Here is a 10,495-nt window from a genome sequence, read left to right as displayed (position 1 = left end):
GGGGGGGGGGGGGGGGGGGCGGCCAACGCCACCTCTTTCGGTAGTGCCAGCCGCTGGTCGGCAACTCCACATTCTTTCGGTAGTGCCGGCCGCTGGCCGGCAACCTCATGAACCTCCGGAAAGAGCAGGGAGTTGCCGGCCAGCGGCCGGCAGTACCTCAACGGCGGGCCGCTTCGCTCTTGTCGCGCGCGCCGCGGAACTCCGATTCCTTTTCCCACGTCGGCCAACGGCGGCTGTTGGCCAGCTCGGCGCCCAGGTCGTAGACCAGCAGGGTGTCGGCGGCGTGGCCGCTCGGGTCCCAGCTCGGCGTCCACGCATCGCAGGCCTGGTGGTAGCAGTCGGCGAAGTACTTCTCGCGCAGCGCGCGGCCGGCTTCAACGCCGCCGTCCAGCTTGTCCAGGCCCGGGCCGATGGTGATCGCCGGCACGCCCAGGCGGGCGAAGGCGAAGTGGTCGGCACGGTAGAAGAAGCCGGCTTCCAGATTCGGGTCCGGGCTGTAGCTGCGGCCGCGGGCCTTGGCCACGCGTTCCAGGTCACCTTCCAGCGAGACCCGGCCCTTGCCCCACGACGCGATGTCACGGGTCGCACCATCCGGGCTGAACATCTCGATGTTCAGTACTGCGGCGGTCTTGTCCAGTGGCGCCAGCGGGTGTGCGGCGTAGTAGCTGGCGCCCAGCAGGCCCTTCTCTTCAGCGGTAAGTGCCACGAAGTACAGCGTGCGCTGCGGCTGCGGGCCGGCGGCGAACACCCGGCCCAGTTCCAGCACGGTGGCCACACCGGTGGCGTTGTCGATCGCACCGCGGCGGATGCGGTCACCCTTGGCGTCGGCCTGGCCGATACCAAAGGCATCCCAGTGCGCCGAGAAGATCACCGCCTCGTCGGCATGCTCGCCACCGGGCAGCTTGGCCACCACGTTGCGGGTCACCACCTGCTCGCGCTTGAGCGCGAAATCAACGCTCAGCTTCGCGTTGTCCAGCGCCACCGGACGGAAGTCGGCGCGCATCGCCTTGCGCTTCTCGGCATCGAAGTCGAGGCCGGCGTCGGCGAAGATCGCCTCGGCCAGTTCGCGCTGCATCCAGCCACGCAGCGGGGTGTGCTGGGCCATCGCCTCGGCCTGGCCGCGCTCGATGTCGAACAGCGGCGAAGTGCCCGAGCTCTTCACCGTGGCCCAGCCATAGGCGGCCGGTGCGGTCTCGTGCACGATCAACACGCCCTCGGCGCCACGGCGCGCGGCTTCCTCGAACTTGTAGGTCCAGCGGCCGTAGTAGGTCACCGCCTTGCCGTCGAACGCGCCCGGCGCATCGGCTTCGAAATCGGCGTCGTTGATCAGCACGACGGCGATCTTGCCGTGCAGGTCCACGTCCTTGTAGTCGTTCCACTGGCGTTCCGGCGCGTCGATGCCGTAGCCGACGAACACCAGCGGCGCATCCTTGATCTGCACGCGCTTGCGCGGCTGCAGGCTCTGCAGGGTCACGTCCACGCCGTTGGCCAGCGCGCGCTTGCCCTGCTTCAGCGACAGGCTGGCCTTGGCCGCGCCATCCAGCTGTGCGCGCACCAGCGGCACCGGCTGTACCCAGCTGCCATCCACGCCACCCGGCTGCAGGCCGTAGCTGCGGAACTGCTCGATCAGGTACTGCACCGTGCGTTCTTCGCCCTCGGTGGCCGGCGCGCGGCCCTCGAATTCATCCGACGCCAGCACATGCACGTGGCGCGATAGTGCCTGCGGATCGATACCGCCACCCGGCAGGTCGTTGGCCGCATGGGCCAGGCCACCGACAAACAGGCAGGACGACAGCAGCAACACGCGCATCGGATTCACGGCAGTACCACGGCTAGCTTGGAAGTCACCAGAGTGTAACGTGGTCGTGACATCACGGCGCAGCCTGGGCCCACGTCATCCACGCATGGCGTGGATCTACCTGCTGATGCGATCCAGCCAGCACGCCAGGCCCTGCGCGTTGAGTTCGATGTCCATCGCCAGAACAGCGGTCACCGCGGCATCGTCCAGCGCACAGCCATGCAGCTGTGCACGTTCCAGGTACAGCGCCTGCAGTGCGGCCAGCAGGCAGCGGTGGCGGTCCGGTCGGCCATCGCACTGGCGGCCGATGGCGGCCATCGCATCGATCTGCTCGAACAGGTCGTCGGCCAGTTTCTCCACCTGTTCCACACGACCGTAGTGGGTCAGGTACATCGCCTGCGGCGCGTAATCGAGCATGCGCCGGATCGAGGCCTTCATCGCCTCCGGATCGAACTGCACCGGCGATGAGGTGGGGAAGATGAAAGCACCCTGCGCACTGTCCAGCTCACGGTAGGAGATACCGAACGTATCGCCGGTGAACCAGCTGCGGCTGCGCGCATCCCACACGCAGTAGTGGTGCAGCGCGTGACCCGGCGTGTGCAACAGCATTAGCTCGCGGCCAGCCAGATCGATGCGGTGGCCGTCTTCGACCACCACCACACGGTGCTCCGGAATCGCCTCGATGCGGCCATAGCTGCGCGCGATCTCTTCGGCGCCATATACCGCCGTGGCACCCGCAATCAGGCGCGTCGGATCGATCATGTGCGGCGCACCGCGCGGGTGCAGCACCGCCTTCGCATTCGGCAACTGCTGCATCAGCAGGCCTGCACCGCCTGCATGATCCAGATGCACGTGGGTGAGCAGCAGCCAGTCCACCGCCTCCACGCCCAGGCCGGCATCCGCCAGCGCCTGCAGCATCGCCGGCACCGACAGGCCGGTGCCGCAGTCGACGAACGCAGCGCGGCCGTTTTCAACGATCAGGTACGCCGCGTCGAAATCCGGGCGCTGGAAGCCGGTATCGATGGTGTGGATGCTGGGGTCGGCGGTCATCGGCACGCACCTGGCAGGATCGGGAACAGACCCCCATGGTAGGCGCGCAGGCGGCCCGGGTTCGATGCGGCTTTGGTCGGGTAGTGCCGGCCGCTGGCCGGCAACCTCGGGATAGCCAGGAGAATGCATGTGCCGGCCAGCGACTGGCACTACCGATCAGCCGGAGCGCAATGCGAACCGCGGCCGCAGCAACAGGGCCAACACCAGCACCGCCAGGAACGCGCCGTAGGCGTACAGCACCGCCAGCACCTGCGGCCAGATCGGGCCGGCGCCGGGCTGCACCACGCCAATGCGGTAGCCCCACAGCATCGACACGATGCTCAGCGCGAATGCGAGCACCAGGGTGGTGCTGTCGAACAGGCGCCGCCGCGCGGTGCGCGGCTGGCGCGGGAACAGCCAGTACAGGCTGCCCAGCAGCAGGAACCAGGGCAGGAACAGCAGCAGCGACAACCAGGCCATCGCAGACTCCATGTCATCGCGCCGGAGGCGCGCGGACATCATGCCATGACCTTCGTTCACGGGTAGTGCCGGCCGCTGGCCGGCATCCGCCCTTCAACGGCACCGACCAAGGTCGGCATCTACCGATCAGTCGGCTCGCAGCGCCGCCAGCGCGGCCAGCACTACATCCACTTCCGCTTCCAGCTTGAACAGCTCGCTCTGCAGCTGGTCACCCTGCTCGGCCTGCTTGATCACCGCGATCAGCTGGCCCGCATCGCGCGGCGAATCGAAGCCTTCGCTCTGGATCAGCAGGGTGCCGTCACCAGCGGTCAGCTTGAAGTAGAAGCGGCCATCCTTTTCACGGTACTGCTTGAACAGCGGCGGTGCCACGCGGGCCACGCCGGCATCCTCGCTGGCGATGTCGCCTGCGGTGGACAGGTCACGCAGGCCCACCGCATGGCGCAGCTCGTCCAGCAGCGGTGCCGCCAGCTGCTCGCGCAGCTGCTGGCCACGGCGCTTGAGCAGCGCCTCGATCTTCTCCGGCTCGGCCATCAGCGCGTTGTAGCGCTCGCGCAGCGGCGAGAGCTCGCTGTCGATGCGCTCGAACAGCTGCTGCTTGGCATCGCCCCAGCTGATGCCGGCGGCGAACGCCTTGGCGAATTCCGCGGTCTGTTCCGGGGTGGCGAACGCCTGGTACATCTGGAACAGCGCCGAGCCCTCGGTGTCCTTCGGCTCACCCGGTGCGCGCGAGTCGGTCAGGATCGAGAACACCAGCTTCTTCAGCTCTTCGCGCGGCACGAACAGCGGAATGGTGTTGTGGTAGCTCTTGCTCATCTTGCGGCCATCCAGGCCCGCCAGCGTCGCCACCTGCTCGTCGATCACCACGTCCGGCAGCGGGAAGTACTCCTTGCCGTACACATGGTTGAAGCGCTGGGCGAAGTCGCGCGCCATCTCGATGTGCTGGATCTGGTCACGGCCCACCGGCACCTGGTTGGCCTTGAAGATCAGGATGTCGGCGGCCATCAGCACCGGGTACATGAACAGGCCGGCGCTGACGCCTGCGTCCTCGTCCACACCTTCCTCGCGGTTCTTGTCCACCGCCGCCTTGTAGGCGTGCGCGCGGTTGAGGATGCCCTTGCTGGCGATGGCGGTCAGGAACCACATCAGCTCGGTGGTCTCGCGGATGTCGCTCTGGCGGTAGAACCACACGTGTTCCGGGTCCAGCCCGCAGGCCAGCCAGCTGGCCGCGATCTCCAGGGTCGCGCGCTGGGTGCGCTGCGGGTCCTGGGACTTGATCAGGCTGTGCAGGTCGGCCAGGAAGAAGAAGCTCTCGATCCCCGGCGCGCGGCTGGCCGCGATGGCCGGACGGATGGCGCCAACGTAGTTGCCCAGGTGGGGCGTGCCGGAGGGGGTGATGCCGGTAAGGACTCGGGTCGTCATGACTGCGTGGGGTAACCTTCGATGAACGGGGCCAGTTTACCTTGCACGCCACCAACCCCGTCAGGGCCTGCGGCGCGTTCATTCACGCAACCCCGCTGGAGACGCCCGATGAAACGCCTGCTGCCCCTGCTGCTGATCCTGCCCTTGGCCGGCTTCCGCCCGGCCCCGATGCCGCCGCCGGTGTACGACGGCGGCCCCGTGCGCATGGCCCTGGTCGACCGCGACCGCGGCACCGAACTGCGCAGCTACCCCGCCGGGGGCCAGCGCTGGGTGGCCGGCGAGCGCGGCCACCGCTACGCCGTGCGCCTGTACAACGACAGCCCGCGCCGGGTGCTGGTGGTGCTGTCGGTAGACGGCGTCAACGCCATCTCCGGCGAAGATGCCGATCCTTTGCAGACCGGCTACGTGCTCAATCCCGGCCAGCGCGCCGACATCACCGGCTGGCGCAAGAGCCAGGACGAAGTGGCGCAGTTCGTGTTCAGCAGCCCCAGCGGCAGTTATGCCAGCCGCACCGGCCGCCCGGACAACATCGGCGTGGTGGGCGTAGCGGTGTTCGAGGAAGCGCGCCGCTGGCGTCCGGATCCGATCCTGCGCCGTGGCCTGCCGCTGCCAGCCCCGGCGGCGGAAGCGTCGGCCGATGCCAGCGCCAGCAGCAGCCGCATCGAGGGCTATGCCAGCAAGTCGCAGGCGCCAGCGCTGGGTACCGGTCACGGTGCACGCGAGCAGTCTTCGGTGCGCGACACCGACTTCGAACGCGCCAGCCGCAGCCCCGCACAGGTCTTGCAGCTGCGCTACGACAGCGCCCGCAACCTGCGTGCGCGCGGCATCCTGGTGGATTCGCCCTCGCGCCTGCCGCGTGAACCGCAGGCGTTCCCCAACCGCTACGTGCCGGACCCGCCGGCGCGCTGATCGCCCCGTCCAGACAGCACAACGCCCGCAACCTCTCGGTGCGGGCGTTGTGTTGTGGGGGAAACCGAAGTGCTTACTTGTAATCCGGGTAGTCCTTGCTCACGGCGTCCTGGAACTCACGCACTTCCTTCTCCGCGCGGTCCTTGGCCCAGCCATAACGTTCCTGCAGGCGACCGGCCAGATACTCGGCATTGCCTTCGGCCACATCGAAGTCGTCGTTGGTCAGATCGCCCCACTTGGCCTGGGCCTTGCCCTTCAGCTGCGACCACTTGCCGGAAATGATGTCTTTGTTCATTGCTGGGAGTCCTTGGTTGCAACGGCGTTCTTACCGTGGCTCCAGCTTCGCGCAGCAGCTGTTGAATACCGGTCAACCGGCAATGAAATAGATGCTCACCTGCTTGAATGGTTCACTCCGCTTCGACAGCACGCAGCGAAAAGCACGCGCAAAAAAAGGCCGGGGAAATCCCCGGCCTTTTCTCTTTCCGTTCCGTGCAGGGCTCAACGGCCCTTCGCGGTGTCCTCGACCTTCTCGCCCGCCTTCTGCACGTCCTTGCCGGCACCGGCAATGGTGTTGCAGCCGGCCAGCAGGGCCACCGAGAACATCGACAACAGCATCAGGGCAACTACGCGCTTCATGGGCTTCTCCTTGGGTTTGCCGCTACACCGCTTCATTCGCGGATGGGATTGTTTCGCTCGGCGGGAGAAGGCCAACGCCCACCACCGCCGCGTGAAGTGCAATCTGGCGGCAGCGGCGTGGAGCGGGTGTGAACGGATCACAGATCCGTTCAGGCGGCGCCGTCAGTCGCGCATCAGGGTGGACTTGCCGAACAGGCTTTCGACCAGGTCCACGGCCAGTTCGGCAGTGGCATTCTGCTTGTCCAGCAAGGGGTTGAGCTCGACGATGTCCAACGACCCCATGCGTCCGGTGTCGGCGATCATCTCCATCACCAGCTGCGCCTCGCGGTAGTTCACCCCGCCCGGCACAGTGGTGCCCACACCCGGCGCGATGCTCGGGTCCAGGAAGTCCACATCGAAGCTGACATGCAGGTGGGTGTTCTCGTCGATGCCGGCCAGTGCGGCTTCCACCGCGCGCTTCATGCCGTTCTCGTCGATGTAGCGCATGTCATAGACATCCACCTTGTGGGTCTTGATCAGGCGCTTCTCTTCCGGGTCCACCGAACGGATGCCGATCTGGTGCATCTGCGCCGGGGTGATCGCCGGCACGGTGCCACCAAGGCGGGTCAACGCATCCGGGCCGAGGCCGCACAGGCAGGCCACCGGCATGCCATGGATGTTGCCCGACGGGGTCACGTCGCTGGTGTTGAAATCCGAATGGGCATCCAGCCACAGCACGCGCAGGGTCTTGCCCTGTTCGCGGCACCAGCGCGCCACCGCAGTGATCGAACCAATGCCCAGGCAGTGGTCGCCGCCGAGCATGATCGGCATGCGGCCGGCCTGCAGTTCGGCGTAGCTGGCTTCCATCAGCGCATGGTTCCACGCCACCACTTCATCCAGGTGGCGGTAGCCTTCCACCGGCGCGGTCCACGGGTTGCGCGGGCCATCCAGGTTGCCCAGGTCGCGCACGTCCACGCCGCGCGCCTCCAGCGCCTCCGGCAGGCCCGCCACGCGCAGCGCTTCCGGGCCAAGCCGGGCACCACGATGGCCCGCACCCACGTCGGTGGGAACGCCAATCAGGGATACGGAGATGGGATGGGCCATGGGTGCCTCCTGCGGGGGAAAAAGAAGCACAGTCTAGCCAGAGGGATGTGACACCACTCGCGGCGGTGCAGCAGGACATTGGCATGGCATGATGCCGCGCGGACCCGACCGTCCTTCATGGAAGATTGCGATGTCGCCCTTCATCAATACCGCGTGGCCACGCTTTTTCACCGTGGCGCTGCCCATCGCCGTTTTCGCAGTTTTTTTGAGCAACTCGATCGATGCGTCGCCGAATGGCTGGCTGATGCAGGCGACGCTGCTGGTGGTGCCGTTCTCCATCCTGGTGTTCCTTGGGCTTGGCTGGCAGCGTCTGCGCAAGGCACACGCCGAATATCCGATCCTGAAAAGCGAGCCGCAGCGGATGCTGGCAGCGTTGATCGGCAACGTGAAGGTGGCGGCGCTGTGGTTTGGCCTGACGTTCGCCAGCATGTTCGCCCTGATGCTGGCATGGGTGTTGCTGCGAACATCAGGCGGCTGACGGAGGTCCCAGCCTGCGACGAACTCAACCGCCGCGGCGGCGAACCGGCGTCAAGCTCTGCACCTGGCCGTTGTTGCGCATCATGCACAGGAAGCGGCCATCGGGATAATCGATGATCAGTTCCTGGTAATCGCTGCCCACCGGTAGCTGGGTCACCAGCGTGCCCTGCGCACCCTTGCGCATGTTGCAGGAACCCAGCCCGGTATCGCCCGCCGGCGCGCTGTTGGCCGCCTTGGACACATTGCGGAACACCGCGCGGCACCCGCCATTGACCCACACCGAATGCCGCGACAGGCCCCAGTTCTGGCCTTGTTCGCAACGGGTGTGGCTGAGCTGGCGCACGATTTCCACGTTGCCACGGGTATCCATGTCGCACGACACCTGGCGCTGGTCGGTGGACTCGCAGGTGACTTCGCGCGGTAGTGCCGTGTCGTTGTCGTCATCGTGGCGACGGTGGTCGCGATGTTCAGACGATGCGGGCGTTCCGCTGACAATGACCTGGCAGATGCCATTGGCGCCGCCTCGGCCGGTGTAGCTGATCTGCGGCGTGCCGTCCTCGCTGCTGCTGATCGACAGCGTGATGCCACTGTTGGCATCGCGTGCTTCGAAGTAGCGGTCGTTGAAGCGCTTCAGCGTGGCCTCGCGGCCCTGCACGTAGACCGGCCCGCCATCGTCGGCGTGCACATCGATGCCGCCCGGGCAGCTGGCGTTGAAGAACGGCACGGCGGCCATGGCCGGGGTAACGAAAGCGGTGGACAACAGTGCGACGGTAAGCGGCAGGGCATGGCGACGCATGTGCGGATCCCGAAGGGGCCCAGGATGGGCGTGTGGCGGCAGTATGCGGTGCAGCGCTGCGGGCTGTCCGTGAGGATTATCAAGATCCGCGTGACGCGCGCGGGGATTCATGTCTGATAGGGTGTTCTTGGAGCTTTGCCGGGACGGTTAAGCCAGCTTTACTTCCTGGGCCATGAAGGGTTGTGCGACAGCAAGACGCACCAGGATTCGTCGTTGGCTGCAGCTCGGCGCGATATGTCGCTTCTGGCATTGCAATGCCCGAAACGGGCCAAACGCGATAATTCATTTTTCCTTTCAGATCACCCGATGCCATCGAAACAAACGACTGGCAGGCGGTGATTTCACGTGCGCATGATGAATCGCCACCTGCAAAGGTGGTCGGGTCTTCCAAGCCCGCGTAATCGATGCTGTATACGCTTGCCAGCCGGCGCCGTCTTCCCAAGAGCGGCGCCGGCTGGCAATCCGTTCGCCGATCGACGGCGGGCGGTGCGTGGGGGCCCCGTGCCCGCCGGCTCATCGATTCCCGGTCTTGGAAGCCACGCATCGCCCGCCACCCTATCGTGGCGGCACCTCTGTTCCTGACGAGGATGCCCGCATGTCCAACGCCCATCACCCGTACCTGACCGCAACCCTGGGCGAGGCCGCCCTGCGCCTGCCGCCGGAACTGGCGCAGCCGTTGGAAGCGGCCTTCGCCGCTGCGAACGAGGCACCCGCGCCAATCAACCTGCCCAGCTGCCTGCAACGCATCCGCGCCGGTGATGCCGCCGACGGACAGCCGTGGACGGGGACCGCCAGCACACCCGGCCAGGCCGTGGCCGCCGCACGCCGGGACCGCGCTGCGGTTGGCCTGGTGTCGCTGCTGGAGCTGTATCACGCCGCTGAGCGCGTGCGCGTAGACGGGGAAGAGAAAGACGATATCGGCGATGGTGCGCGCGAGGGGCTGATATTGGCCTGCCGTGGTTTGGCGGAGTATGTGGCGTTGCAGGTGGGTGGGAGGTAGCTGGCGAGAGCTTCTGCACAAACGCCCGGATTCTACTTCGCTGTGGAATGCTTCCTTGCACTCGCACACGCGCCTCATTTCCGAGAGTGATACTCGACGACACCGACGGATACTCAATTCCAAGACCGAAGTCACATCTACCTCTGTCGATCTCATTTCAACTGCTCCGCGTGGTTTCGAAACCACGGTGGACCACGCATCCTTCTAGACCAAGGAGAGATCTAGCATGAGAATGAATTCCAAGAGCATACTGGCCGCCTCCACTATCGCATTGGGAAGCGCACTTCTGTTCACAGGTTGCACCCTGAAGAGTGTTCGAGCTTATGGCGAGTGCAGTGGAAAACAAGCAGGTGGCGGAGAGTGCAAGGCGGGTATGGAAGTTATCTGGGAAGGGGACGGTGGTGGGAAGAGGAGCATCTACAACTCCCTGCTCTCGTCTCTCAGCGTACTCCCAGATGCCGCGACGTTTGAGCTGGATACATCCGGATCAACCATACCGTATCCTGCCACGGGCAATGCGATACTCCGGGTAAAGAACGTCGCTACCGGCGCAATCAGCGCGTCCCAAACGTTTTCATGGGTCAGGACAGGCACCGTGATCCGAGTTGCGGATCCTAACGCGGTGAATGCCTGGATATACGCAAATGTGGGTAATGGCGATGCCTTGAGCTACGACCTGCTCCCCTTCCATTCGGCATACGGAAATGGCCCGCAGGTTATCGCTGGGCAAGCCAAACAGGAAGGCATTACCAAGGCGAGCTACTACCTGGAGTTCGAAGGACGGGATTGCGTCAACCACCCGTCGCCGCACTTGTGCATGGAGATGTAGTAAACAACAGGAGGTGCGGGTGCACCTTGAGCACCCGCA

The 10,495-nt window shown here is 65.7% G+C and carries 12 protein-coding genes; 4 read left to right on the top strand and 8 right to left on the bottom strand.

Going from position 1 to position 10,495, the window contains the following annotated elements; translation table 11 throughout:
* Positions 1–157 precede the first annotated feature (157 nt).
* The 4 genes from ACMZ91_RS15820 to ACMZ91_RS15805 form a co-directional block, all read right to left on the bottom strand.
* Positions 158–1,810 (bottom strand): M28 family metallopeptidase, encoded by a 1,653-nt coding sequence (locus ACMZ91_RS15820; RefSeq protein ID WP_164080610.1) that lies wholly within the window; start codon positions 1,808–1,810, stop codon positions 158–160.
* A 105-nt stretch (positions 1,811–1,915) separates the two neighbouring features.
* Entirely contained in the window at positions 1,916–2,848 is a 933-nt protein-coding gene (locus tag ACMZ91_RS15815) for an MBL fold metallo-hydrolase (protein ID WP_369353031.1), read from the bottom strand.
* 156 nt (positions 2,849–3,004) lie between these two features.
* Positions 3,005–3,307: a hypothetical protein gene (locus tag ACMZ91_RS15810; RefSeq protein ID WP_065724234.1), complete on the bottom strand. Its 303-nt coding sequence runs from the start codon at positions 3,305–3,307 to the stop codon at positions 3,005–3,007.
* Between the two features lie 126 nt (positions 3,308–3,433).
* The gene (locus tag ACMZ91_RS15805; protein ID WP_049421443.1) at positions 3,434–4,726 is read right to left on the bottom strand and encodes a tryptophan--tRNA ligase; all 1,293 of its coding nucleotides are present in this window, start codon (positions 4,724–4,726) and stop codon (positions 3,434–3,436) included.
* A 108-nt stretch (positions 4,727–4,834) separates the two neighbouring features.
* Here ACMZ91_RS15805 and ACMZ91_RS15800 point away from each other — a divergent pair, with 108 nt between their 5' ends.
* On the top strand, positions 4,835–5,635 hold the full coding sequence (locus ACMZ91_RS15800; protein ID WP_414577815.1) for a hypothetical protein: 801 nt from the start codon (positions 4,835–4,837) through the stop codon (positions 5,633–5,635).
* A 73-nt stretch (positions 5,636–5,708) separates the two neighbouring features.
* On the opposite strand, the gene ACMZ91_RS15795 is transcribed toward ACMZ91_RS15800, so the two are convergent.
* The 3 genes from ACMZ91_RS15795 to rocF form a co-directional block, all read right to left on the bottom strand.
* Positions 5,709–5,930 carry a CsbD family protein gene (locus tag ACMZ91_RS15795; protein ID WP_004153772.1) on the bottom strand — a complete coding sequence of 74 codons (222 nt, stop codon included), beginning with the start codon at positions 5,928–5,930 and terminating at the stop codon, positions 5,709–5,711.
* Positions 5,931–6,133: 203 nt separating this feature from the next.
* Positions 6,134–6,271, bottom strand: a complete 138-nt coding sequence (locus ACMZ91_RS15790) for an entericidin A/B family lipoprotein (RefSeq protein ID WP_008266021.1) — start codon at positions 6,269–6,271, stop codon at positions 6,134–6,136.
* A 162-nt stretch (positions 6,272–6,433) separates the two neighbouring features.
* The gene (gene rocF, locus ACMZ91_RS15785; RefSeq protein WP_134951683.1) at positions 6,434–7,354 is read right to left on the bottom strand and encodes an arginase; all 921 of its coding nucleotides are present in this window, start codon (positions 7,352–7,354) and stop codon (positions 6,434–6,436) included.
* A gap of 130 nt (positions 7,355–7,484) precedes the next feature.
* On the opposite strand from rocF, the gene ACMZ91_RS15780 reads away from it, so the two are divergent.
* Positions 7,485–7,832 carry a hypothetical protein gene (locus tag ACMZ91_RS15780; protein WP_071229398.1) on the top strand — a complete coding sequence of 116 codons (348 nt, stop codon included), beginning with the start codon at positions 7,485–7,487 and terminating at the stop codon, positions 7,830–7,832.
* Between the two features lie 24 nt (positions 7,833–7,856).
* On the opposite strand, the gene ACMZ91_RS15775 is transcribed toward ACMZ91_RS15780, so the two are convergent.
* Complete coding sequence (locus ACMZ91_RS15775) at positions 7,857–8,627, bottom strand: DUF3011 domain-containing protein (protein ID WP_414577818.1); 771 nt, start codon at positions 8,625–8,627, stop codon at positions 7,857–7,859.
* A gap of 595 nt (positions 8,628–9,222) precedes the next feature.
* On the opposite strand from ACMZ91_RS15775, the gene ACMZ91_RS15770 reads away from it, so the two are divergent.
* Both ACMZ91_RS15770 and ACMZ91_RS15765 read left to right on the top strand, forming a co-directional pair.
* Entirely contained in the window at positions 9,223–9,627 is a 405-nt protein-coding gene (locus tag ACMZ91_RS15770; RefSeq protein ID WP_414577820.1) for a hypothetical protein, read from the top strand.
* Between the two features lie 226 nt (positions 9,628–9,853).
* Positions 9,854–10,456 (top strand): hypothetical protein, encoded by a 603-nt coding sequence (locus ACMZ91_RS15765; RefSeq protein WP_152911148.1) that lies wholly within the window; start codon positions 9,854–9,856, stop codon positions 10,454–10,456.
* The last annotated feature ends 39 nt before the right edge of the window (positions 10,457–10,495 follow it).

The sequence above is a fragment of the Stenotrophomonas sp. FR024 genome, assembly GCF_047500745.2.
In the GTDB taxonomy this organism is placed as follows: domain Bacteria; phylum Pseudomonadota; class Gammaproteobacteria; order Xanthomonadales; family Xanthomonadaceae; genus Stenotrophomonas; species Stenotrophomonas maltophilia_A.
This window is presented reverse-complemented; position numbering and strand designations above follow the sequence as displayed.